This window comes from Streptomyces sp. NPDC059477, assembly GCF_042749375.1.
Classification (GTDB): Bacteria; Actinomycetota; Actinomycetes; order Streptomycetales; family Streptomycetaceae; genus Streptomyces.
Map to the genome: position 1 here is coordinate 993 of NZ_JBHYUG010000078.1, position 23,639 is coordinate 24,631.

Genomic DNA, 23,639 nt, shown 5'->3' on the forward strand with positions numbered 1-23,639 from the left:
CTACAGCGCGGGGCCCCCGCCGGCGCGTCGGCTCGCGGGGCCGGGCCCCCCGCACCCCGGGCCGGGAGCGCGCGCATCACAGGTCACGGACCCTTTGCCGTGTCCGCGCTCCATGCTCCGTTGTCGGCCGGGTGCGGGGGCGATGTCAGTGGGGGCGGGCAGACTGGGGGTATGTCGTCGCGTCGCAGGAAGTGTGCCGAGTGCCTTCGCGAGATCGCTGTCGTCGCGGGGCGGTTCGCGCGGCACGACCCGCCCGGAACACGGGAGAGCGGGCGGCTCGTCTCGTGTCCGGGATCGCGCAGACCGGCGCAACTCGGAGCCGTGCAACCGGGCTTGGACGGCTATGTCCTGCCGGAGTTCTCCGGGCAGTTGCCGCTCTTCTAGCGGGAGCGGGGGGTCGGCGGCGTCAGTTTCCCGCCACCGACTTGACCGCCACCGCCACCGGCGTCGAGCCGCTGATCAGTTCGAGGGTCAGACCGGCCGTCGCGGGGGTCTCCAGAAGTTCCACCAGTACGGTGGCCACGTCGTCGCGGGAGATCGAGCCGCGGCCGGTGTGCGCCTCCAGCCGGACAAGGCCGTTGCCGGCGTCGTTCGTGAGGGCACCGGGGCGCAGGATCGTCCAGTCCAGGGCGTCCAGGCCCCGCACATAGGCGTCGGCCGCGCCCTTGGCACGCAGATAGCGGTCGAAGATCTCGTCGCCCGGGTGCCCGGGGTCGGCGCCGTAGGACGACACGACGATGAAGCGCCGCACGCCCGCGCGGACCGCCGCGTCGGCGAACAGCACCGCGGCACCTTTGTCCACCGTGTCCTTGCGGGCCGCGCCGCTGCCCGGACCGGCGCCCGCCGCGAACACCGCCGCGTCCGCTCCTTGAAGATGCGCCGCGACCTCCTCGACCGACGCCGACTCCAGGTCCACCAGAACCGGTTCGGCGCCCACCGCCCGCAGGTCGTCGCCCTGTTCCACTCGGCGGACGATGCCCGCGACCTCGTACCCGCGCGCGGAGAGCAAGCGCTCCAGCCGCAGCGCGATCTGACCATGACCACCAGCAATCACCATGCGCATGTCTTCGACCGTACGCCCGCACCGCGGCATTTGCCGCACGCCTTTCGCACGGCGCACCGGGCACGCGACTCACGGCAGCGCCCCACGCCTCACGTTGCGCGCCCCTCGCACTCCCCACACCCCCGCACTCCTGCCGCCGCCCCCGTCACGACAACTCCCCCCGCCCCTGCCGGGGGAGACCCAACTCCGCAGCCGCCGCGGAGTTGCAGTACTCGCGGACCGCGCTGGTGCGCGCCACCACGCGCCCCTTGTGCACCACGATGCGGCTGTAGGCCAGGGAGAGCGCGCCGGAGAGGCGGTCGCCACGCACGGCCAGCAGCTCGGCGGGGAAACCGGCCTCCACACGGACCTCGGGGAGGCCGAGTGCCGCGCGGGCGGCGGAGCTGACGCAGTCGTAGGCGTCCTCGGGGCGCAGACCCTCACGGGAGGCCAGGAGGTACGCGGCCTCCAGGGGGTCGCCGCGGCCGACCGGGTTGGACACATCGCGCAGGGCGCCGCCGCCCGCGGCGACCCGGACACCGGCGGCGCGCAGCAGCCGTACCGGAGCAGTGCCCGTGCCCCGGCGGTCGAGGCCGCCGCAGCCGCCCTGGGGCAGGCAGACCACCGTCACCCCGGCGGCGGCCAACTGGTCGGCGCTGCGCGAGGCCAGGTCGGACGGGAGGTCGCCGAGGCCCCCGCACGGGCCCAGCGTCACCCCCGGCCGCAGGCCGCCGGCCATCGCGGCGAGCCGGGACAGCCGGGCCGGGTCGGCGGCGTCGGTGTGCAGGTCGACCGGGCAGCCGTGCTCGGAGGCCACGTCCAGGACCGCCTCGACGTAGCCCGTCGGGTCCGGGTCCAGGTCGGGGCAGCCGCCCACCACCGAGGCGCCCATCTTCACGGCGTCCCGCAGCATCGCCAGCCCGTCCGCGCCCGCCAGGCCGGTCAGCACGCGCGGCACCGCCACCGTGGTCAGTTCGGCGAGCCCGCGCAGTGAACGCCGGGCCTGCAACACCGCCTCCAGCGCGCCCAGCCCCTGGACGTCGCCCACGCGCACATGCGCCCGCAAGACGGTGGCGCCGTGCCCGAGTTGCAGCAGCGCCGCCTCCGTGGCGCGGCGCTGGACATCCCCGGGGTGGTACGAGACCGGGCCGTCCTCGTCGGCGGTGAGGGCGGTGTCGGCGTGGGCGTGGGGTTCGGCGGGGGCGGGCAGCAGCAGATAGCCGGTGAGGTCCACACGCGTGCCGCAGCTGCGGCCACCGCCCAGGCTGCCCGCCGTGCCGACCGCCTCGATCCGGCCGCCGCCCAGCCGTACGTCCACGGTCCGGCCGTCCGTGAGCCGGGCGCCGCACAGGAGCAGCGACGCGGTGTCGTTCGACGCCCAAGCCCCCGGCGAACATCCCGGTGAGCTGGGGGAAGGGCCTGATGACAAGGGCCCTGATGACAAGGGCGATGACGACGGCTGCGTACCGGGGGCGGAATCGGCGATGGATTCGGAGGCCCCTTCGGCCGGTTCTTCGGTCGGCCCTTCGGACGCCGCTTCAGACGTCCCTGCGGATGCCGATTCCGACGCCGATCGGGAGGGCGATGGAGCGGGCGACGGGGGCGCTTCGGATGCAGAGCCGGACACCGAGCCGGAGGCGGCGTCGGACGCGGAGTCGGGGGGCGAACCTGGCGGCGAATCGGGCGAGTGGGGCGGCTGCGGCTGACTGTCGGGCATCGCGCTCCAGTGGCTCGTTTCTGTGGGCCGGGGCGTGTGGTTCCCGCTGTGCGGCTCTGGCCGTGTGCCGCCGCGCAAGATCACACAGAGTGAGTCGAGCCTAGGGTGGCGATCCGCGCGTCACGGGGAGGAGCGCAATAGTCGTACCGGTGTGGTTGTACCGGCGGGAGAGGCTTTTGAGGTGCCCGGGACAGGGGCGAATCGGGGCCGGGGCGGGGCCGGTACGAGGCGGGGACGAAGGCCGCGTTCGGGGCGGACGGGCCCGGCGAAACGGATTTGGGTGAACGGCTGCCGAGCGTGTAATGTCTTCATCGCTCGCCCCAATAGCTCAGTCGGCAGAGCGTCTCCATGGTAAGGAGAAGGTCAACGGTTCGATTCCGTTTTGGGGCTCTGGTGTGTGCGGTTCCCGTCGTAAGGCGGGGCCCGACCGCATCACAGCGGTGTAGCTCAGTCGGTAGAGCAAGCGGCTCATAATCGCTGTGTCACCGGTTCAAGTCCGGTCACCGCTACTGACAGTAGCCGATTGCGGGGTCGGTCCTTCGATCGGCTACTCTTTTATGCGTTCAACCTTCCTATCCCGTCAAGGAGCACTCACGTGGCTGCCACCGACGTCCGCCCGAAGATCACGCTGGCCTGCGTGGAGTGCAAGGAGCGGAACTACATCACCAAGAAGAACCGGCGTAACAACCCGGACCGACTGGAGATGAAGAAGCACTGCCCGCGTTGCAACGCGCACACAGCGCACCGCGAGACGCGCTGAATCAGGCTCGTACACGAGGCCGTCCCCGCAGTCAGGGGGCGGCCTCGTGTCGTTTGACAGGCCGGTGGACGACGGGCCGGCGCAGAGGCCGTGGCCCGGCGGCCGTGACAGCAGACATCAGGAGGTCCGGAGCCATGGCGCTCGACCAGTCCTTCGTGGGCCGGAGCTACCCGCCCACCGAGCCCTACGAGGTGGGCCGGGAGAAGATCCGTGAATTCGCGGAGGCGGTGGGCGACGCCAATCCGGCCTACACGGATCCCGAGGCCGCCAAGGCGCTCGGTCACCCGGATGTGATCGCGCCGCCGACCTTTGTGTTCGCGATCAGCTTCAAGGCCGCCGGAGAGGTCGTCGCGGATCCGCAACTGGGCCTCGACTACAGCCGTGTGGTGCACGGCGATCAGAAGTTCTCCTACGTCCGTCCCGTCCGCGCGGGCGACCGGCTGACCGTGACCTCGACCATCGAGGCGATCAAGTCCATGGCCGGCAACGACATCCTGGACATCCGCGGTGAGGTGTACGACGAGGCCGGCGAGCACGTCGTGACCGCCTGGACCAAGCTCGTGGCCCGCGCGGCCGGGGAGGCGTGAGCACGATGACCGCCAAGATCGCCTATGCCGACGTAGAGGTCGGCACCGAGCTGCCCGCCCAGAGCTTCCCCGTGACCCGCGCCACCCTGGTCCGGTACGCGGGGGCCTCCGGGGACTTCAACCCGATCCACTGGAACGAGAAGTTCGCCAAGGAGGTCGGGCTGCCGGACGTCATCGCCCATGGCATGTTCACCATGGCCGAGGCGATCCGCGTGGTGACCGACTGGACCGGTGACCCGGGGTCGATCGTGGAGTACGGCGTCCGCTTCACCAAGCCGGTCGTCGTCCCGAACGACGACGAGGGCGCCCTGATCGAGGTCTCCGGCAAAGTCGCGGTCAAGCTCGACGACAACACCGTGCGCGTGGATCTGACGGCGACCAGCGCCGGGCAGAAGGTGCTCGGCATGTCTCGGGCGGTTGTCCGGCTGGGTTGAGGCGTACGCAGAGGTCAGCGGTAAGGGGCGTTCGCCATGGCGAGTGCCCCTTACTCGTCCCCTTACCCGTACCCGTACCGGCAGCCCTTGCCTCTCCCTCTCTCCCCTTGACCAAGTTAGTGATTGAGTACTAACTTAGCTGTATGGCCAGGATGAGTGCAGAAGAGCGGCGGGAGAGTGTCATCCGCGCGGCGGCGCAGGAATTCGCCCGCGGTGGCTACTACGGCACCTCCACCGAGACGATCGCCAAGAAGGTCGGCGTCTCGCAGCCGTATCTCTTCCGGCTCTTCCCGGGCAAGAAAGCGATCTTTCTCGCGACCGTCCATCGGTGCATGGACGACATCATCCGGACCTTCGAGGAGGTGTCCGACGGGCTGGAGGGCGCGGAGGCCATGACCGCCATGGCGAACGCCTATGCCCGGCTGGTCACCGAGGACCCCGACCGGCTGCTGATGCAGATGCAGATGTATGTCACGGTCGCTGCCGCCGAACAGGCCGGTGACCATGAATTGGGTGAGGCGGTGCGGGCCGGCTGGATGCGGCTGTGGGACATCGTGCACCTTCCGCTCGGCGCGGACGTCACCGAGACGACGAATTTCATGGCGCGCGGCATGCTCATCAACTCGCTGGTCGCGATGGGATTCCCGCCCGAGCACCGGGTCTGGGCGGGGTTGTATCCGTCCGCGCAGGATGCCGGTCGTCTGGAGATCTGAGGGTCCCGCCCGCGCGGGCGGGGAACATGAGGGTCTTGCTTTGCCGCTGTTGCCGTCGATTCTTCCATGATCGGTAAAGGTAGTTAGCAATAACTAATTGACCAATCCGCCTCGGCGGGGTCGGTCATCTCCCTTTCCCCACCCCTCTGACCTCCGAGTTTAGTAATCGATCACTAATCAATCAGTCAAGAGATCCGTCGTCTCACTGGGGGAGCGATGTCACAGCACAACGCCAAGGGCTATCAGACACAAGGGCGCGGCGCGCCGGGCGTACGTCGTGGAGGCATGGGCTGGGCGCTGGCCATCACCGGTGTCGCGGGGTTCATGGCGGCCCTGGACAACCTCGTCGTCACCACCGCGCTGCCTTCGATCCGCGAGGACCTCGGGGGCGCGCTGCACGATCTGGAGTGGACGGTGAGCGCCTACACGCTCACGTTCGCCGTGCTGCTGATGTTCGGCGCGGCGCTGGGGGACCGGTTCGGGCGGCGGCGGATGTTCATGGGCGGGCTCGCCCTGTTCACCGTCGCGTCCGCCGCCGCGGCGCTCGCGCCCGGCATCGACGCGCTGATCGCCGCCCGCGCGGTGCAGGGCGTGGGCGCGGCCGTCATGATGCCGCTGACGCTGACCCTGCTCACGGCGGCCGTTCCGGTCGAGAAGCGGGGAATGGCGTACGGCATATGGGGAGCCGTGAACGGGCTCGCCGTCGCCTCCGGGCCGCTCATCGGCGGCACGCTCACCGAACATGTGTCCTGGCAGTGGATCTTCTGGCTGAACGTTCCGCTGGGCATCGCCCTGCTGCCGCTGGCCCGGCTGCGGCTCGCCGAGTCGTACGGCACCGGCGCCCCGCTCGACATCCGCGGCACCCTGCTCGCCAGCGGCGGACTCTTCGGGATCGTGTTCGGGCTGGTGCGCGGGCCCGCCGAAGGCTGGACCGGCACCCCCGTGCTGCTCGGGCTGTTCGGCGGTGGTGCGCTGCTCGCCGGGTTCGTGCTGCACGGCAGTCGCGCCGCCGCGCCGATGCTGCCCATGCGGCTGTTCCGGTCGCGCGCGTTCGCCGGGATCAACGCGGCGAGCATGCTGATGTTCCTCGGCATGTTCGGGTCGATCTTCCTGCTCAGCCAGTACATGCAGGGCGTGCTCGGCTACTCGCCCACCGAGGCGGGCCTCAGGATGCTGCCCTGGACCGCCATGCCGATGCTCGTCGCGCCCCTCGCCGGCATCCTGTCCGACCGGATCGGCGGGCGGCCCGTCGTCGCCGCGGGGCTCTTCCTCCAGGCGGCCGGGCTCGGCTATCTCGCGACCGTGGTGACCGCCGACGCGTCCTATGCCGGCCAGTTGCCCGGGCTGATCCTCAGCGGCATCGGCATGGCCCTCTTCTTCGCGCCGGCCTCCGCCCTCGTCATGGCGAGCGTCGTCACCAAGGAGCAGGGCATCGCCTCCGGCGCCAACAACGCGCTGCGCGAGGTCGGCGGCGCGCTCGGCATCGCCATCATGTCCTCGATCTTCGCGGCCCAGGGCGGCTACGAGAGCGCCCAGAGCTTTGTCGACGGGCTCCGGCCCGCCCTTGTCGTCGGCGCGGCGCTGGTCGCCCTGGCGGGCGCCGCCGCCCTGGTGATCCCGTCCCGGCGGGCCGCGGGCGCGGGCCCGGGCGGCGCCGACACGGCCCCCGCGCGCGTGGCGGCCGACCGGCTCGCCGACACGGTCTCCCGCTGACCCTCCGACCCGTTGGCCCTCCGACCCATCGGCTCTCCGGCCCGCCCGGTCCGGGTGACCTGTCCGACCGTCTGATCCAGGTGACCGCTCCGATCCACCCGCATCGCCCATCCACCCCACCCCACCGGCTTCACCCGAGAGGAGCCCGTCATGCCCACCCTTCCCTGGACCGTTCCCAACCCGCCGCCTCCCGCGTCCGACGTGTACGTCTTCGCGTCCCGCTTCGAGACCCGCACGCTGTGGGGCGCCCTGTGCTTCTTCGCCCGTACGCCGCGGGTGTGGCGGCAGGTGAGCCATGCGCCCGGCGCCCACGGGGCCACCCTCAAGGCGCAGATCCTCAAGCGGACCTTCTGGACGCTGTCCGCGTGGGAGTCACCCCAGGCGCTCAGGGAGTTCGCCCGTTCCGGCCCGCACGCGCCGACCGCCCGGGGCCTCGCACCCCGGATGCGTGACGCCGCGTTCGCCACCTGGACGACCTCCGGCGACCGGCTGCCGGTGACCTGGGAGGAGGCCCGACGGCAGCTGTCGTCGGCCCAGGCGCCCGCATCCCAGGCGTCCTCGTCATCAGCGTCAGCGTCCTCGTCATAGGGCGACACGCCGGACAGGAGGGCCGTACGACACCTTCGTGCGGCCCTCCACGCGCGCGTGCCGCGCATTTCGCGTACGCCGCTGTCCTGGCACGGCGTTGTCAGTGCCGTCTCGTAGTCTTGGGCGCGTGCAGGAACTCCACGATGCCCCGCTCGCCCCGCTGACCACCTTCCGGCTGGGCGGCCCCGCGACCCGGCTGGTCACCGCGACGACGGACGCCGAGGTGATCGACACGGTCCGGGCGGCCGACGCCTCCGGTACGCCGCTGCTGTTGATCGGCGGCGGATCCAACCTGGTCGTCTCGGACAAGGGCTTCGACGGCACCGCCCTGCGCATCGCCACCCGCGGGTTCGCCCTGTCCGGTACGCGGCTGGAAGTGGCCGCCGGTGAGGTGTGGACCGACGCCGTCACCCGCGTGGTGGACGCCGGGCTCGCCGGGATCGAGTGCCTGGCCGGCATCCCGGGCTCGGCGGGCGCGACCCCGATCCAGAACGTGGGGGCGTACGGCCAGGAGGTCTCCTCCACCATCACCGAGGTGCTCGCCTACGACCGCCGCGCGGGCGAGACGGTCACGCTCACCAACGCGGAATGCGCCTTCTCCTACCGGCACAGCCGCTTCAAGGACGACCCCGAGCGGTATGTCGTCCTGCGGGTCCGCTTCGCGCTGGAGGACGCGGGCGGGCTCTCCGCGCCGCTGAAGTACGCCGAGACCGCCCGCGCGCTGGGCGTCGAGGCGGGGGAGCGCGTGCCGCTCGCCGACGCGCGCGAGACCGTGCTGAAGCAGCGGGCCGGGAAAGGCATGGTCCTGGACGCCGAGGACCATGACACCTGGTCGGCCGGTTCGTTCTTCACCAACCCGATCCTCACCGACGCCGACTTCGCGGCCTTCCACGCGCGCGTGCGGGAACGGCTCGGCGACGACGCGGCACCGCCCGCCTATGCGGCGGGGGAGGGCCGCACCAAGACCTCCGCGGCCTGGCTGATCGACAAGGCCGGCTTCACCAAGGGCTATGGCAGCGGCCCGGCCCGGATCTCCACCAAGCACACCCTCGCCCTCACCAACCGGGGCGAGGCCACCACCGAGGACCTCCTCGCCCTCGCCCGCGAGGTCGTCGCCGGAGTGCGGGACGCCTTCGGGATCACGCTGGTCAACGAGCCGGTGACGGTCGGCGTCAGCCTGTAGGGGGCGCGGTGGTCCGGCAAAGGAGCAGGTCAGTACGCCACCCCCACCCCCTGCTTCACCGTCCCCGGGTCCGTCACCGCCGCCAGCATCGCGTGTGCCACGTCCGCGCGGCCCAGGAAGCGGCCCTTGCGCGGGAAGCCGCCGACGACCGTGCGGTAGACGCCGGTGAGCGGCTTGTCCTGGAGGCGGGGCGGTCGTACGACCGTCCAGTCCGTGGCGCTGCGGGCCAGCTCCGCCTCCGTCTCCCGCAGGTCGGCGTACACGTCCTTCAGGACGGCGGAGACGACGCCGAGCACCGCCCGGTCCAGCGGCCCTTCGCCCTCCGCCTTCGGACCGACCGGTGCGGCGCTGACCACCACCAGCCGCCGGACCCCCTCCGCCTCCATCGCGCGCAGCACCATACGGGTCAGGCGGCTCGTGATCCCGGCGTCCTTGCGGCTGCGGGCGCCGAGCCCGGACAGCACGGCGTCGCGCCCGGCGACCGCGGCCCGCAGCGCCTGGGGATCGCCGAGGTCCGCGCGGAACACCTCCAGACCCGTACCGGTCACCGGCAGCCGCGCGGGATCCCGTACCACCGCGGTGACCTGGTGGCCCGATGCCAGGGCCTGGCGGACGATCTCGCGGCCGACGCCGCCGGTCGCGCCGAAAACGGTCAGCTTCATGACGTACTCCGTACTCCCGTGGAGCGCCTGAGCGGGTGAGTGAACACTCACCCCTTGTCCGCTCCCAGGGTGGGTAAGTGCTCACCCACCCGTCAAGTGCGGGCAGCCCAGTGGGCCCGGTGGGTGTGGAGAGAGCAGAGGCTGGAGGGAGTGCGACCCTTGGGTGTCATGCAGCAGAGACCGGCCCGCGCCCGCATCCTCGACGCCGCCCATGAGCTGATGCTCTCGGTGGGGCTGGCCCGCGCCACGACCAAGGAGATCGCCAGGGCGGCCGGGTGTTCCGAGGCGGCGCTGTACAAGTACTTCGCCAACAAGGAAGAGCTGTTCATCAAGGTGCTCACCGAGCGGCTGCCACGGCTGACGCCCCTGCTGAGCGCGCTCGCCGCCGAGCCGGGCGGGGGCTCGCTGGAGGAGAACCTGACCGAGATCGCCCGCCAGGCGTCGCTGTTCTACGAGCAGAGCTTCCCGATCGCCGGGTCCCTGTACGCCGAGACCCAGCTCAAGCGGCGGCACGACACGGCGATGCGCGAGATGGGGCTCGGGCCGCACCTCGTCATCCGGGACCTGGAGACCTATCTGCGCGCCGAGCGCGTGGCGGGCCGGGTGCGTGCCGACGCGGACACCTTCGCCGCCGCCTCCCTGCTGCTCGGCGCGTGCGCCCAGCGCGCGTTCGCCTACGACGCCACCCAGGACGGCGTACGGCCCCCGGTGGACGACTTCGCTCGCCGGATCTCCCGCACCCTGATCGCCGCGATAGCGGCCTGACGGCCCGCCCGCCAGCCGCTCCCGCACCGGCCGCAAGCCGGCAGTCCGCCGTCACCACCCAGCCGGTCACCACCGAGCCGATTACCGCCCAGCACACCATCAGCCCGTCACCGGGCAGCCGGCCGTCGGCCCGGCCGGTCACCGGGGCGACCAGAAGGCGGCCGGTCAGCGGCCGGCCCGTCACCACCCAGCCGGTCCCCCTCACCCAGCCGCCAGTCAGTCACCGGGCAGCCGGCCGTCGGCCGGTCAGGGCCCACCTTGACGGTCGTCGGCCAGTCGTGGCCCGCCCCGTCACGGCCCCGCCCCACCGTTCGACGCCGCTCACGGCCCCCGCCCGTCGTCGGCCGCTCACGGCCCACCCCGTCCTCGTCAGCCGGCCGTCAGCCACTCGTCAACCCCCGCCAGCAGCTCCCGCTTCTCCCTCTCCGGTGCCGCCGACGCCCGGATCGACTGCCGGGCCAGCTCCGCCAGCTCGGCGTCCGAGAAGCCGTGGTACTCGCGGGCCACGTCGTACTGGGCGGCCAGCCGGGAGCCGAAGAGCAGCGGGTCGTCGGCGCCCAGCGCCAGCGGGACACCGGCGTCGAAGAGGGCGCGCAGCGGGACGTCCTCCGGCTTCTCGTACACCCCGAGCGCCACATTGGAGGTCGGGCACACCTCGCAGGTGATCTGCCGGTCCGCGAGCCGCTTGACCAGCCGCGCGTCCTCCGCCGCCCGCACCCCGTGCCCCAGCCGGTCCGCGTGCAGATCGTCCAGGCAGTCGCGCACCGACGACGGACCGGTCAGCTCGCCGCCGTGCGGCGCCGACAGCAGCCCGCCCTCGCGCGCGATGTGGAACGCCCGGTCGAAGTCCCGCGCCATGCCCCGGCGCTCGTCGTTGGACAGCCCGAACCCGACCACGCCCCGGTCCGCGTACCGCACCGCGAGACGGGCGAGCGTGCGCGCGTCCAGCGGATGCCGCATCCGGTTCGCCGCCACCAGCACCCGCATCCCGAGCCCGGTCTCCCGGCCCGCCGTCTCCACCGCGTCCAGGATGATCTCCAGCGCCGGGATCAGCCCGCCCAGCCGGGGCGCGTACGACGTCGGGTCGACCTGGATCTCCAGCCAGCCCGAACCGTCCTTGAGGTCCTCCTCGGCGGCCTCCCGCACCAGCCGCTGGATGTCCTCCGGGTCCCGCAGGCAGGAGCGCGCGGCGTCGTACAGCCGCTGGAAGCGGAACCAGCCCCGTTCGTCCGTGGCCCGCAGCTTCGGCGGTTCGCCGCTGACCAGGGACTCGGTCAGCACGTCGGGCAGCCGCACCCCGTGCTTGTCGGCCAGTTCCAGCAGGGTCGCCGGGCGCATCGAGCCGGTGAAGTGCAGATGCAGATGGGCCTTCGGGAGAGCGGAGACATCACGTACACGTTCCATTCCAGGATCCTGCCGCACCGCCCGCGCGTGTCGGTAGCGCTTTCCCCGTTCGTGGTCTTGCTCGCACGAAGAAATGGGCCGCCTCCCCCGAGGGGAAACGGCCCATCCATACATACGTGCGAGTCAGTCGCGTGCCTCCGCCAGCAGCTTCTGGATCCGGCTGACGCCCTCGACCAGGTCCTCGTCACCGAGCGCGTACGACAGCCGCAGATAGCCCGGGGTGCCGAACGCCTCGCCCGGGACCACCGCGACCTCGACCTCCTCCAGGATGAGCGCGGCCAGCTCGACCGTGTCCTGCGGGCGCTTGCCGCGGATCTCCTTGCCGATCAGCGCCTTCACCGACGGGTACGCGTAGAACGCGCCCTCGGGCTCGGGGCAGACCACGCCGTCGATCTCGTTGAGCATCCGCACGATCGTCCTGCGGCGCCGGTCGAACGCCTCGCGCATCTCCTCGACGGCCGTCAGGTCACCGGAGACGGCGGCCAGCGCGGCGGCCTGGGAGACGTTGGCGACATTGGACGTGGCGTGCGACTGGAGGTTCGTCGCGGCCTTGACGACGTCCTTGGGGCCGATGATCCAACCCACCCGCCAGCCGGTCATGGCGTACGTCTTGGCCACGCCGTTGACCACGATGCACTTGTCGCGCAGCTCGGGCAGCAGGGCCGGCAGCGACGGGGCCGTGGCACCGCCGTAGACCAGGTGCTCGTAGATCTCGTCGGTCAGCACCCACAGGCCGTGCTCCAGCGCCCAGCGGCCGATGGCCTCGGTGTCCTCGCGGGAGTAGACCGCGCCGGTCGGGTTGGAGGGGGAGACGAAGAGGACGACCTTCGTCCGGTCCGTGCGGGCCGCCTCCAGCTGCTCGACGCTGACCCGGTAGCCGGTCGTCTCGTCGGCGACGACCGGGACCGGGACACCGCCGGCCAGCCGGATGGACTCCGGGTAGGTGGTCCAGTACGGCGCCGGGACGATGACCTCGTCGCCCGGGTCGAGGATCGCGGCGAACGCCTCGTAGATCGCCTGCTTGCCGCCGTTGGTGACGAGGATCTCCGACACGTCGGGCTCGTAACCGGAGTCGCGCAGCGTCTTCGCGGCGAGGGCGGCCTTCAGCTCGGGCAGGCCGCCGGCCGGCGTGTAGCGGTGGTACTTGGGGTTCTTGCACGCCTCGACGGCGGCCTCGACGATGTAGTCCGGCGTCGGGAAGTCGGGCTCACCCGCGCCGAAGCCGATGACGGGACGCCCGGCGGCCTTCAGGGCCTTCGCCTTGGCGTCCACGGCGAGGGTGGCGGACTCGGAGATCGCCCCGACGCGGGCGGAGACCCGGCGCTCGGTGGGAGGGGTTGCAGCGCTCATGGGTCCCATGGTTTCAGACCCGAAACCTGCCCGGCACGCGGGTTTCATCTACTGAACAGGATCGGTCCGGCCCCAGAACATCCGTCCGGACCCGCCGCATGGCCAGGTGATCTTCCGGTGATTCGTGCCCGAACCCGTACGGACAGCGCTCCCACGGGCGCATTCTGTTCGACGCCCGGCCCCGGAACACGTACACTCTCACCTCGTTGGCTTTCAGCGGGCCGCGCTCACCCGGTGCACACCGAGCACCCGGGCGGATGCGGTACGTTGGGGGGCACGCAAAGGGTCGTAGCTCAATTGGTAGAGCACTGGTCTCCAAAACCAGCGGTTGGGGGTTCGAGTCCCTCCGGCCCTGCTTCACGCATCACCAGGATGTGTGCGCAGGTATCTACAGCATTGCACCGCCGTGCGGCTCGGACCGGGCGCGGCACGGCCACGACCCGGGACCAGGTGAGGATGAATGACGGACGCCGTGGGCTCCATCGACACGCCTGATGCCCAGGATGAGACGCCGGAGTCGAAGAAGAAGACTCGTAAGGGCGGCAAGCGTGCGAAGAAGGGCCCCTTCAAGCGGTTCGCGCTGTTCTACCGTCAGGTCGTCGCCGAACTTCGCAAGGTCGTCTGGCCGACGCGTAATCAGCTGACCACGTACACCACCGTGGTGATCATCTTCGTTGTGATCATGATCGGCCTCGTTACTCTGATTGACTATGGCCTTGACCACGCAGCGAAGTACGTCTTCGGCTGAGTTGAGAGCGAAGGGCGCCCTGACCGGCGCCCCTTTCGCGTGTTCCACCCCCATGTATCCAGGAAGAAGCCACCGTGTCTGACGCCAACCTGAACGAGTCCCGCGAACCGGACGAGTCCGTGGAGGACGAGCTCGACATCGTTGAGGGCGCGGACGAGGAGCTGGACGAGGCCGAGGCTGCCGACGCCGAGGCGGGCGAGCCGGCCGAGGAGGCCGCCGTCCACGCCGAGGACGAGGACACCGACGAGGCGGACGACGCCGACGAGGCATCCGAGGACGCCGAGGACGAGGCCGACGCGGAAGCCGCCGCTGAGCCGGAGCCCGAGCTGGACCCGGTCACCAAGCTCCGCGAGGAGCTGCGGGTACTGCCCGGCGAGTGGTACGTGATCCACACCTACGCCGGTTACGAGAACCGCGTGAAGACCAACCTGGAGCAGCGCGCCGTCTCGCTGAACGTCGAGGACTACATCTTCCAGGCCGAGGTGCCGCAGGAAGAGGTCGTCCAGATCAAGAACGGCGACCGCAAGACGATCAAGCAGAACAAGCTCCCGGGCTATGTCCTGGTCCGTATGGACCTGACCAACGAGTCCTGGGGTGTCGTCCGCAACACCCCCGGCGTCACCGGCTTCGTGGGCAACGCCTACGACCCGTACCCGCTGACCCTGGACGAGATCGTCAAGATGCTCGCCCCGGAGGCCGAGGAGAAGGCCGCGCGTGAGGCCGCCGAGGCCGAGGGCAAGCCCATGCCGCAGCGCAAGGTCGAGGTCCAGGTGCTGGACTTCGAGGTCGGCGACTCGGTCACCGTCACCGACGGCCCCTTCGCCACCCTCCAGGCCACGATCAACGAGATCAACGCCGACTCCAAGAAGGTCAAGGGCCTGGTGGAGATCTTCGGCCGGGAGACGCCGGTCGAGCTGTCGTTCGACCAGATCCAGAAGAACTGACGGCCACCGAGCGGCCACCCAGAGCTGAGAAACAGCCCCTGTACGGCGGGATTCCCGCCGGGCGGGGGCTGTTCTGTCGGTGGGGGCCCCGCGGGTCCGGCCGGGACCCGGGGCTCGTTTTGGGGACCTGGCGGGTTACCCGTTATCGTGGGGCGGTATGCCTCCATCCGGCTGATCGTGACGATCGCCGAACGGATGGGGCTCGAACCTCTCACTAGGACCCGGAGAGAGCAATGCCTCCCAAGAAGAAGAAGGTCACGGGGCTGATCAAGCTCCAGATCCAGGCCGGTGCCGCCAACCCGGCGCCGCCGGTCGGCCCCGCGCTGGGTCAGCACGGCGTGAACATCATGGAGTTCTGCAAGGCCTACAACGCCGCGACCGAGTCGCAGCGCGGTTGGGTCATCCCGGTGGAGATCACGGTCTACGAGGACCGTTCCTTCACCTTCATCACGAAGACCCCGCCGGCCGCGAAGATGATCCTCAAGGCCGCGGGCGTGGAGAAGGGCTCCGGCGAGCCGCACAAGACCAAGGTCGCGAAGATCACCCGCGACCAGGTCCGTGAGATCGCCACCACCAAGATGCCCGACCTCAACGCCAACGACCTGGACGCCGCAGCGAAGATCATCGCCGGCACCGCCCGTTCCATGGGCATCACGGTCGAGGGCTGATCCCCACCATCCCAGGCAGCAGAAGTGGCAGGGCCGGCTCGGCCCGGACCACGACTCCTAAGAGAACCCAGGAGCAGTAGTGAGCAAGCGCAGCAAGTCTCTCCGCGCTGCGGACGCCAAGATCGACCGGGAGAAGCTCTACGCCCCGCTCGAAGCCGTCCGTCTCGCCAAGGAGACCTCCACGACCAAGTTCGACGGCACCGTCGAGGTCGCCTTCCGTCTGGGTGTCGACCCGCGCAAGGCCGACCAGATGGTCCGTGGCACCGTGAACCTCCCGCACGGCACCGGTAAGACCGCCCGGGTCCTGGTCTTCGCGACCGGCGACCGTGCCGAGGCCGCGCGTGCCGCGGGCGCCGACATCGTCGGCTCCGACGAACTGATCGACGAGGTGTCGAAGGGGCGGCTGGACTTCGACGCCGTCGTCGCCACCCCGGACCTCATGGGCAAGGTCGGCCGCCTCGGCCGGGTCCTCGGCCCCCGTGGTCTGATGCCGAACCCGAAGACCGGCACCGTCACCCCGGACGTCGTCAAGGCCGTCACCGAGATCAAGGGCGGCAAGATCGAGTTCCGCGTCGACAAGCACTCGAACCTGCACTTCATCATCGGCAAGGCGTCCTTCGACGACACCAAGCTGGTGGAGAACTACGGCGCCGCGCTGGACGAGATCCTCCGTCTGAAGCCGTCCGCCGCCAAGGGCCGCTACATCAAGAAGGCCTCCATCACCACCACGATGGGCCCCGGCGTCCCGGTCGACCCCAACCGCACCCGCAACCTCCTCACCGAGGAGGACCCGGCCGCCGTCTGATCCGACGGCGATCGTGCGTCAGCAGTGCACGACGGGCCCCGCAGCCTTCCCGGCGCGGGGCCCGTCGTGCGTTCGAGGGGTGGCCGTCGGGGCGGTTTTTCCCACCCGTCCGCCGATGGCCTGAGCTAACGTGCGAGGACAGGACCGACTCGGGGGGCACGGATGAAGCGGGTGATCGCCGGGGCCGTGGCCGCGCTGCTCGGACTGGCCGGGTGCACGTCCGGCGCCACCCCCGACCCGCCGCCCGACACGAGCCACCACCCCTCCCAGCGCGCCGCCGACCCCGCCGAGCTACGGGCCGCCGCGGCGGCCACCGCGAAGGCCCGCTCCGCGCGCGTGGAGGCCGCCACGACCGTCGGCAGCTCCATCGAGCTGACCTCCGAGGGCACCCTCGCCTGGGACGACGGGCTGACCGGCACCCTGACCATCACCTACACCGGCGGCACCCTGGCCGACACCATGCGGGAGCTGGGCACCACGTCGATGGAGGCCCGCTATCTGCCGGACGCCTACTACGCGCGCATGGGCGACGAATTCGCCGCGCGGGCCGGCGGCAAGCACTGGGTGCGCTATCCCTGGGGCGATCTGGACGAGCTGGGCGGAGTCTCCGGGTCGTACGTCAGTGAGCAGCTCCGCAGTGCCACGCCGGATCAGTCGGTGACGTTCCTGCTCGCCGCGGACGAGGTGAGCGAGGTGGGCGCGGAGCGGGTTCGCGGGGTGGACACCACGCACTACTCGGCCACCTCACAGGTCTCCGACCTGGCCGACACCGAGCTGCGCGAGCGGCTGGCGCGGGCCGGGGTGGCCACCCAGAGCGTCGACATCTGGGTCGACGAGCGAGACCTGGTGGTCAAGAAGGTGGAGAAGGGCGAGGCCGCCGCCGGTGAGCTGACCCAGACCGCGTACTACGACGACTACGGCACCGAGGTCTCCGTGGAGAAGCCGCCCGCCGCGGACACCCAGGGCTTTCAGGAACTGCTGGAGCAGTACGGGAGCGGTTCCTGAGGCACGCGGCCGGGTTGCCGGGGCGGGCGGGAATTCCGGGGCGGCTGTCAGTGGGCTGGGATAGGCTCGAAAGCCTGATCACTGTGTAGTGGCCATGCATGAGCCAGGAGTAGTGCGTGATGCGCCGTGTGTCGTGCGGCATCCGCGCCATGGGTCATCGGCCATCGTTTTCCGTGGGGGGAACCATGGGTCTTTCTGTACGTACGCGCGCTGGCACGGCCGGTGTCGGTCTGGTGGCGCTGGTGCTGGCCGGCGGGGCGGTCGGGTGTGGCAGCGAGAAGTCGCTGGACATGGAGCCGGCCGCGGCGGTCGCCAAGGCGGCGAAGAACACCGAGGAGATCAAGTCCCTGAACTACCGGATGGCCGGTGAGATCCCCGGCGAGGGCGAGATCGAGGGCACCGCCTCGATGAGCCTCGACCCGGTCGCCATGAGCATGAAGATGGAGCTGGCGCCCGGCGGCACCTCCGCCCCCGAGGGCGGCGAGGTCGAGATCCGCCTCCTCGACAACGCGATGTTCGTCAACGGCGGCGAGCAGGCCGCCGAGGAGCTGGACGGCAAGAGCTGGATCAAGTTCGACATGGCCGCGCTGGGCGCCGACGACGAGCTGAGCCAGCTCGGGGGCGCCGGTCAGGCCGACCAGAACCCGACGAGCGAGGCCGGCTTCCTCACCGGCGCCAAGGATGTCGAAGAGGTCGGCACCGAGACCGTCGACGGCGTGCAGACCACCCACTACAAGGGCGAAGTCTCCCTGGCCGACCTGCGCGCCTCGCTGAAGGACGAGGACGAGAAGACCCGCGAGGCCCGCGAGAAGAGCCTTGAGCAGTACGAGGACATGGGCGTCGACCAGCTCACCATGGACCTGTGGGTGGACGCCGACGAGCGCACCAAGCAGTTCCGGATGCGCGGCGACGCCGAGCAGGGCCCGCTGGACCTGACGATCACCTTCCTCGACATCAACAAGCCGGTCGAGATCAAGGCCCCGCCCGCCGGGGAGACCATGGACCTGGCCGAGATGATGAACGACCTGGAGCCGACGGCCTGACGTCGGCCCGGTGCGCGCGGTGCCCTGATCCCCGTACGAGCGGATTTGCTCGGCGGGGATCGGGTCGCGTACGCTTCACGAGAAGCCAAAGACCGCTGGTTGTTGCCGTGCGCTCGAATGAGGGTGCGGTGGCCGAAGGATCCGCTGAACTGCGGACGGCCCGCGCAGGTGATCGTGGAAGAACTCCCGGAGCGCATACGCACCTCGTATGTACCTCCGGTCGAGTCCGCCCCGTGCGCCTGCGCCGGGGCGTTTCGTTTTCCCCAGTCCTCCTTCGGGTCCGCGCGGTCGAACACCCCGGAAGGAGGCCGAGACTCTATGGCGAGGCCCGACAAGGCTGCCGCGGTCGCCGAGTTGACGGAGCAGTTCCGCAACTCGAACGCTGCTGTGCTGACCGAGTACCGCGGTCTCACCGTGGCGCAGCTCAAGACGCTGCGCCGGTCGCTCGGTGAGAACGCCCAGTACGCCGTGGTGAAGAACACGCTGACCAAGATTGCGGCCAACGAGGCCGGGATCACGACGCTGGACGACCTGTTCAACGGTCCGACGGCTGTCGCCTTCGTCACCGGTGACCCGGTGACGTCGGCGAAGGGTCTCCGTGACTTCGCCAAGGACAACCCGAATCTCGTCATCAAGGGCGGTGTCCTTGACGGCAAGGCGCTGAGCGCCGACGAGATCAAGAAGCTTGCGGACCTTGAGTCCCGCGAGGTTCTGCTCTCCAAGCTGGCCGGTGCCTTCAAGTCGAAGCAGTCCCAGGCTGCCTCGGTCTTCCAGGCGCTGCCGTCGAAGCTCGTCCGCACCGTGGACGCGCTGCGCGCCAAGCAGGACGAGCAGGGCGGTGCCGAGTAATTCGGCTCGCATCATGACCGCCGCCTGACGCGGTGGTCGTAGCGGGCCGAACGTACGCCCGCCAGACATGTACATCCCGGCACCTGCCGAATGAGTGGAAGGAAGCCATCGTGGCTCTCACCCAGGAAGAACTGCTCGCCGAGTTCGAGACGATGACCCTCATCCAGCTTTCCGAGTTCGTGAAGGCGTTCGAGGAGAAGTTCGACGTCACCGCCGCCGCCGCGGTCGCCGTCGCCCCGGCCGGTCCGGTCGCCCCGGCCGAGGCCGTCGAGGAGCAGGACGAGTTCGACGTCATCCTCACCGGCGCCGGTGAGAAGAAGATCCAGGTCATCAAGGTCGTGCGTGAGCTGACCTCGCTGGGCCTGAAGGAGGCCAAGGACCTGGTCGACGGTGCGCCGAAGGCCGTCCTGGAGAAGGTCACCAAGGAGGCCGCCGAGAAGGCCAAGGAGTCCCTCGCGGGCGCCGGCGCCTCGGTCGAGGTCAAGTAAGCAGCCGCCTGCCCGTGCGGCACGGCCCGAGAGGGCTGTAACGCGGGCGCCCCGAAGAGCGATCATCCATCCGGGTGGTCGCTCTTCGGCATTCCCGGAGGGTCCGACCGCGGTTGCCCTGCCCGCGTGACGGCGAGGGGTAAGGTGATCTTCGTCGTGTCCCTGGGGGCCCTGGTCGGGCGCGGGGGGCCTTGACGAACCGCACGCAGCGCGCAATTCTCAGGACGCGTCGTCACAAGGATCCGGGCATCCGAGGCATGGATCGGCGACGAAGAGGGCAGGATGAACGTGCGTTGAGGGTGTCGCCTTGTCGCAGGGGTTGAGTACAACGAGGGCAAAGAGGGTTCGGAAAAACCCGGACTGGACATCAGTGTGCCAAGTGGCTACACTGACCCTTTGCGCTGCCTGTTAGCTGTCCCCTGCCCGTCACCAGGGGCATGCCCTCGCTTGAGCACCGACGACCGGACCGTCCCTGACCTGGCCTTTCGGCCCGATCTTGGGAACCTGTCTCTGTGTATCGGTGAGGGGCCGGTACGCGCGTAGTGAGTCCGAGCCCTCGGAAGGACCCCCTCTTGGCCGCCTCGCGCAACGCCTCGACCGCGAATACGAACAACGGTGCCAGCACCGCCCCGCTGCGCATCTCTTTTGCAAAGATCAAGGAGCCTCTTGAGGTTCCGAACCTGCTTGCGCTCCAGACCGAGAGCTTTGACTGGCTGCTCGGCAACACCGCATGGCAGAGTCGGGTCGAGGAGGCTCTGGAGAACGGTCAGGACGTCCCCACCAAGTCCGGTCTGGAGGAGATCTTCGAGGAGATCTCCCCGATCGAGGACTTCTCCGGGTCGATGTCCCTGACCTTCCGGGACCACCGCTTCGAGCCGCCGAAGAACTCCATCGACGAGTGCAAGGAGCGTGACTTCACCTACGCCGCTCCGCTCTTCGTCACCGCCGAATTCACCAACAACGAGACCGGCGAGATCAAGTCCCAGACGGTCTTCATGGGCGACTTCCCGCTCATGACGAACAAGGGCACCTTCGTCATCAACGGCACCGAGCGTGTCGTGGTCTCGCAGCTGGTCCGCTCGCCGGGCGTCTACTTCGACTCCTCCATCGACAAGACCTCCGACAAGGACATCTTCTCCGCCAAGATCATCCCGTCCCGGGGTGCCTGGCTGGAGATGGAGATCGACAAGCGCGACATGGTCGGTGTGCGCATCGACCGCAAGCGCAAGCAGTCCGTCACCGTCCTGCTCAAGGCGCTCGGCTGGACCACCGAGCAGATCCTTGAGGAGTTCGGCCAGTACGAGTCGATGCGCGCCACCCTGGAGAAGGACCACACCCAGGGCCAGGACGACGCGCTGCTCGACATCTACCGCAAGCTGCGTCCGGGCGAGCCCCCCACGCGCGAGGCCGCGCAGACGCTCCTTGAGAACCTGTACTTCAACCCCAAGCGCTACGACCTCGCCAAGGTCGGCCGCTACAAGGTCAACAAGAAGCTGGGCACGGAGACCGGCCTGGAAGCCGGTGTGCTGACCGTCGAGGACATCCTCGCCACGATCAAGTACCTGGTGAAGCTGCACGCCGGCGAGACCGAGACGGTCGGCGACTCCGGCCGTTCGATCATGGTCGAGACCGACGACATCGACCACTTCGGCAACCGCCGCATCCGTAACGTCGGCGAGCTGATCCAGAACCAGGTCCGTACGGGTCTGGCGCGTATGGAGCGGGTCGTGCGCGAGCGCATGACCACCCAGGACGTCGAGGCGATCACGCCGCAGACGCTGATCAACATCCGGCCGGTCGTCGCCTCCATCAAGGAGTTCTTCGGCACCAGCCAGCTGTCCCAGTTCATGGACCAGAACAACCCGCTGTCGGGGCTGACGCACAAGCGTCGTCTGAACGCCCTGGGCCCGGGTGGTCTCTCCCGTGAGCGGGCCGGCTTCGAGGTCCGTGACGTGCACCCCTCGCACTACGGCCGGATGTGTCCGATCGAGACGCCCGAAGGCCCGAACATCGGTCTGATCGGCTCGCTCGCCTCGTACGGCCGGATCAACCCGTTCGGCTTCATCGAGACGCCGTACCGCAAGGTCGTCGAGGGCCGGGTCACCGACGAGGTGGACTACCTGACCGCCGACGAGGAAGACCGCTTCGTCATCGCGCAGGCCAACGCCCCGCTGTCGGACGACTTCCGGTTCGAGGAGAACCGGGTGCTGGTCCGCCGCCGCGGCGGCGAGGTCGACTACGTCCCCGGTGACGACGTGGACTACATGGACGTCTCGCCGCGCCAGATGGTGTCGGTCGCGACCGCCATGATCCCCTTCCTGGAGCACGACGACGCCAACCGTGCCCTCATGGGCGCGAACATGATGCGTCAGGCCGTGCCGCTGATCCGCTCCGAGTCCCCGCTCGTCGGCACCGGCATGGAGTACCGCTCCGCCGTCGACGCCGGTGACGTGGTCAAGGCGGAGAAGGCCGGCGCGGTCCAGGAGGTCTCCGCCGACTACATCACCACCGCCAACGACGACGGCACGTACATCACGTACCGCCTGGCCAAGTTCGCCCGCTCCAACCAGGGCACCTCGGTCAACCAGAAGGTCATCGTCAACGAGGGCGACCGGGTCATCGAGGGCCAGGTCCTCGCCGACGGTCCGGCCACCCAGAACGGCGAGATGGCGCTCGGCAAGAACCTGCTGGTCGCGTTCATGCCGTGGGAGGGCCACAACTACGAGGACGCGATCATCCTGTCGCAGCGCCTCGTGCAGGACGACGTCCTCTCCTCGATCCACATCGAGGAGCACGAGGTCGACGCCCGTGACACCAAGCTGGGCCCCGAGGAGATCACCCGGGACATCCCGAACGTCTCCGAGGAGGTCCTCGCCGACCTCGACGAGCGCGGCATCATCCGCATCGGCGCCGAGGTCATCGCCGGAGACATCCTGGTCGGCAAGGTGACGCCCAAGGGCGAGACCGAGCTGACCCCCGAGGAGCGCCTGCTGCGCGCGATCTTCGGTGAGAAGGCCCGTGAGGTCCGGGACACCTCGCTGAAGGTGCCGCACGGCGAGACCGGCAAGGTCATCGGCGTCCGCGTCTTCGACCGCGAGGAGGGCGACGAGCTGCCCCCCGGTGTCAACCAGCTGGTGCGCGTGTACGTGGCGCAGAAGCGGAAGATCACCGACGGTGACAAGCTCGCCGGCCGGCACGGCAACAAGGGTGTCATCTCCAAGATCCTGCCGATCGAGGACATGCCGTTCCTGGAGGACGGCACCCCGGTCGACATCATCCTCAACCCGCTCGGCGTCCCGTCCCGGATGAACCCGGGACAGGTGCTGGAGATCCACCTCGGCTGGCTCGCCAGCCGCGGCTGGGACGTCTCCGGACTCGCCGACGACTGGGCCCAGCGGCTCCAGACCATCGGCGCCGACCAGGTCGTCCCCGGCACCAACGTCGCCACCCCGGTGTTCGACGGCGCCCGCGAGGACGAGCTGTCCGGTCTGCTCCAGCACACCATCCCGAACCGCGACGGCGACCGCATGGTCCTCCCGTCCGGCAAGGCGCACATGTTCGACGGCCGCAGCGGTGAGCCGTTCCCGGAGCCGGTCTCGGTCGGCTACATGTACATCCTCAAGCTCCACCACCTGGTCGACGACAAGCTGCACGCCCGGTCGACCGGTCCGTACTCGATGATCACCCAGCAGCCGCTGGGTGGTAAGGCCCAGTTCGGTGGCCAGCGGTTCGGCGAGATGGAGGTGTGGGCACTTGAGGCGTACGGCGCCGCCTACGCCCTCCAGGAGCTGCTGACCATCAAGTCCGACGACGTCACCGGCCGCGTGAAGGTCTACGAGGCCATCGTCAAGGGCGAGAACATTCCCGAGCCCGGCATCCCCGAGTCCTTCAAGGTGCTCATCAAGGAGATGCAGTCCCTGTGCCTCAACGTGGAGGTGCTGTCCTCGGACGGCATGTCCATCGAGATGCGCGACACCGACGAGGACGTCTTCCGCGCGGCGGAAGAGCTCGGCATCGACCTGTCCCGGCGCGAGCCGAGCAGCGTCGAAGAGGTCTGACGGGAGTCCGGGGGGGGGGGGGCGCGCCCGCGGGGGCGCCCCCCCCCCCCCCCCCCCCCCCGCCCCCCCCGCACAACAACAAACGAGCGGCCGAGCGCAGGTTGTGGCGCGGA

23 protein-coding genes, 3 tRNA genes and 1 pseudogene are annotated in these 23,639 nt (G+C 69.8%); 22 read left to right on the plus strand and 5 right to left on the minus strand.

Translation table 11 applies throughout. The annotated features are described in order from the left end of the window. Positions 1–171: 171 nt before the first annotated feature. A complete protein-coding gene (locus tag ACFXAZ_RS29695; RefSeq protein ID WP_382680324.1) occupies positions 172–384 on the plus strand; it encodes a hypothetical protein in 213 nt (70 codons plus the stop codon). Positions 385–406: 22 nt separating this feature from the next. On the opposite strand, the gene ACFXAZ_RS29700 is transcribed toward ACFXAZ_RS29695, so the two are convergent. Both ACFXAZ_RS29700 and ACFXAZ_RS29705 read right to left on the minus strand, forming a co-directional pair. Next, entirely contained in the window at positions 407–1,063 is a 657-nt protein-coding gene (locus ACFXAZ_RS29700; protein ID WP_384597431.1) for an SDR family oxidoreductase, read from the minus strand. A 145-nt stretch (positions 1,064–1,208) separates the two neighbouring features. After that, positions 1,209–2,471: an amidohydrolase family protein gene (locus tag ACFXAZ_RS29705; protein WP_384597433.1), complete on the minus strand. Its 1,263-nt coding sequence runs from the start codon at positions 2,469–2,471 to the stop codon at positions 1,209–1,211. Between ACFXAZ_RS29705 and ACFXAZ_RS29710 the strand changes: the two genes are divergently transcribed. The 10 genes and pseudogenes from ACFXAZ_RS29710 (at position 2,407) to ACFXAZ_RS29755 (ending at position 8,737) form a co-directional block, all read left to right on the plus strand. After that, on the plus strand, positions 2,407–2,748 hold the full coding sequence (locus tag ACFXAZ_RS29710; protein ID WP_384597489.1) for a hypothetical protein: 342 nt from the start codon (positions 2,407–2,409) through the stop codon (positions 2,746–2,748). The two genes, ACFXAZ_RS29705 and ACFXAZ_RS29710, sit on opposite strands and share 65 nt — an antisense overlap. A 328-nt stretch (positions 2,749–3,076) precedes the next feature. Further along, a tRNA-Thr gene (locus ACFXAZ_RS29715) sits at positions 3,077–3,149 on the plus strand. A gap of 46 nt (positions 3,150–3,195) precedes the next feature. Then, positions 3,196–3,268 (plus strand) — tRNA-Met (locus ACFXAZ_RS29720). 86 nt (positions 3,269–3,354) lie between these two features. Then, a complete protein-coding gene (rpmG, locus tag ACFXAZ_RS29725; protein ID WP_003948671.1) occupies positions 3,355–3,519 on the plus strand; it encodes a 50S ribosomal protein L33 in 165 nt (54 codons plus the stop codon). A 134-nt stretch (positions 3,520–3,653) separates the two neighbouring features. Then, entirely contained in the window at positions 3,654–4,106 is a 453-nt protein-coding gene (locus ACFXAZ_RS29730; protein ID WP_384597435.1) for a MaoC family dehydratase N-terminal domain-containing protein, read from the plus strand. Positions 4,107–4,111: 5 nt separating this feature from the next. Beyond that, positions 4,112–4,540, plus strand: coding sequence for a MaoC family dehydratase (locus ACFXAZ_RS29735; protein ID WP_384597485.1), 429 nt, complete (start codon positions 4,112–4,114; stop codon positions 4,538–4,540). Positions 4,541–4,683: 143 nt separating this feature from the next. Then, positions 4,684–5,253, plus strand: a complete 570-nt coding sequence (locus ACFXAZ_RS29740) for a TetR/AcrR family transcriptional regulator (RefSeq protein WP_384597437.1) — start codon at positions 4,684–4,686, stop codon at positions 5,251–5,253. 216 nt (positions 5,254–5,469) lie between these two features. Next, positions 5,470–6,966, plus strand: coding sequence for an MFS transporter (locus ACFXAZ_RS29745; RefSeq protein WP_384597439.1), 1,497 nt, complete (start codon positions 5,470–5,472; stop codon positions 6,964–6,966). Positions 6,967–7,116: 150 nt separating this feature from the next. Continuing rightward, positions 7,117–7,494, plus strand: a pseudogene (locus ACFXAZ_RS29750) (hypothetical protein); the annotation flags it as partial. A gap of 187 nt (positions 7,495–7,681) precedes the next feature. Then, on the plus strand, positions 7,682–8,737 hold the full coding sequence (locus tag ACFXAZ_RS29755; RefSeq protein ID WP_384597441.1) for a UDP-N-acetylmuramate dehydrogenase: 1,056 nt from the start codon (positions 7,682–7,684) through the stop codon (positions 8,735–8,737). 29 nt (positions 8,738–8,766) lie between these two features. On the opposite strand, the gene ACFXAZ_RS29760 is transcribed toward ACFXAZ_RS29755, so the two are convergent. Beyond that, complete coding sequence (locus ACFXAZ_RS29760) at positions 8,767–9,399, minus strand: NAD(P)-dependent oxidoreductase (RefSeq protein ID WP_384597443.1); 633 nt, start codon at positions 9,397–9,399, stop codon at positions 8,767–8,769. Between the two features lie 168 nt (positions 9,400–9,567). On the opposite strand from ACFXAZ_RS29760, the gene ACFXAZ_RS29765 reads away from it, so the two are divergent. Further along, positions 9,568–10,164 carry a TetR/AcrR family transcriptional regulator gene (locus ACFXAZ_RS29765; protein ID WP_384597445.1) on the plus strand — a complete coding sequence of 199 codons (597 nt, stop codon included), beginning with the start codon at positions 9,568–9,570 and terminating at the stop codon, positions 10,162–10,164. A 369-nt stretch (positions 10,165–10,533) separates the two neighbouring features. Here the strand turns inward: ACFXAZ_RS29765 and ACFXAZ_RS29770 are convergent, their stop codons facing one another. Both ACFXAZ_RS29770 and ACFXAZ_RS29775 read right to left on the minus strand, forming a co-directional pair. Next, positions 10,534–11,568 carry an adenosine deaminase gene (locus ACFXAZ_RS29770; protein ID WP_384597447.1) on the minus strand — a complete coding sequence of 345 codons (1,035 nt, stop codon included), beginning with the start codon at positions 11,566–11,568 and terminating at the stop codon, positions 10,534–10,536. A 123-nt stretch (positions 11,569–11,691) separates the two neighbouring features. Next, complete coding sequence (locus ACFXAZ_RS29775; RefSeq protein ID WP_384597449.1) at positions 11,692–12,918, minus strand: pyridoxal phosphate-dependent aminotransferase; 1,227 nt, start codon at positions 12,916–12,918, stop codon at positions 11,692–11,694. 282 nt (positions 12,919–13,200) lie between these two features. Here ACFXAZ_RS29775 and ACFXAZ_RS29780 point away from each other — a divergent pair. The 10 genes from ACFXAZ_RS29780 to rpoB all read left to right on the plus strand — a co-directional run bounded on the left by ACFXAZ_RS29780 (position 13,201) and on the right by rpoB (position 23,526). Beyond that, positions 13,201–13,273 (plus strand) — tRNA-Trp (locus ACFXAZ_RS29780). Between the two features lie 105 nt (positions 13,274–13,378). Continuing rightward, positions 13,379–13,666, plus strand: coding sequence for a preprotein translocase subunit SecE (gene secE, locus ACFXAZ_RS29785; RefSeq protein WP_382680334.1), 288 nt, complete (start codon positions 13,379–13,381; stop codon positions 13,664–13,666). Positions 13,667–13,740: 74 nt separating this feature from the next. Then, the gene (nusG, locus tag ACFXAZ_RS29790; protein ID WP_384597451.1) at positions 13,741–14,610 is read left to right on the plus strand and encodes a transcription termination/antitermination protein NusG; all 870 of its coding nucleotides are present in this window, start codon (positions 13,741–13,743) and stop codon (positions 14,608–14,610) included. A 233-nt stretch (positions 14,611–14,843) separates the two neighbouring features. After that, positions 14,844–15,278 (plus strand): 50S ribosomal protein L11, encoded by a 435-nt coding sequence (gene rplK / locus ACFXAZ_RS29795; RefSeq protein WP_384597453.1) that lies wholly within the window; start codon positions 14,844–14,846, stop codon positions 15,276–15,278. Between the two features lie 79 nt (positions 15,279–15,357). After that, entirely contained in the window at positions 15,358–16,083 is a 726-nt protein-coding gene (gene rplA, locus ACFXAZ_RS29800) for a 50S ribosomal protein L1 (protein WP_382680337.1), read from the plus strand. A gap of 162 nt (positions 16,084–16,245) precedes the next feature. Continuing rightward, positions 16,246–17,088 (plus strand): hypothetical protein, encoded by an 843-nt coding sequence (locus ACFXAZ_RS29805; protein ID WP_384597455.1) that lies wholly within the window; start codon positions 16,246–16,248, stop codon positions 17,086–17,088. A gap of 185 nt (positions 17,089–17,273) precedes the next feature. Further along, the gene (locus tag ACFXAZ_RS29810) at positions 17,274–18,131 is read left to right on the plus strand and encodes a DUF1396 domain-containing protein (protein ID WP_384597457.1); all 858 of its coding nucleotides are present in this window, start codon (positions 17,274–17,276) and stop codon (positions 18,129–18,131) included. A 318-nt stretch (positions 18,132–18,449) separates the two neighbouring features. Next, complete coding sequence (gene rplJ, locus ACFXAZ_RS29815) at positions 18,450–18,980, plus strand: 50S ribosomal protein L10 (protein WP_382680339.1); 531 nt, start codon at positions 18,450–18,452, stop codon at positions 18,978–18,980. A 107-nt stretch (positions 18,981–19,087) separates the two neighbouring features. Further along, a complete protein-coding gene (rplL, locus tag ACFXAZ_RS29820; protein WP_384597487.1) occupies positions 19,088–19,468 on the plus strand; it encodes a 50S ribosomal protein L7/L12 in 381 nt (126 codons plus the stop codon). Positions 19,469–20,040: 572 nt separating this feature from the next. Then, complete coding sequence (gene rpoB / locus ACFXAZ_RS29825) at positions 20,041–23,526, plus strand: DNA-directed RNA polymerase subunit beta (protein WP_382680340.1); 3,486 nt, start codon at positions 20,041–20,043, stop codon at positions 23,524–23,526. The last annotated feature ends 113 nt before the right edge of the window (positions 23,527–23,639 follow it).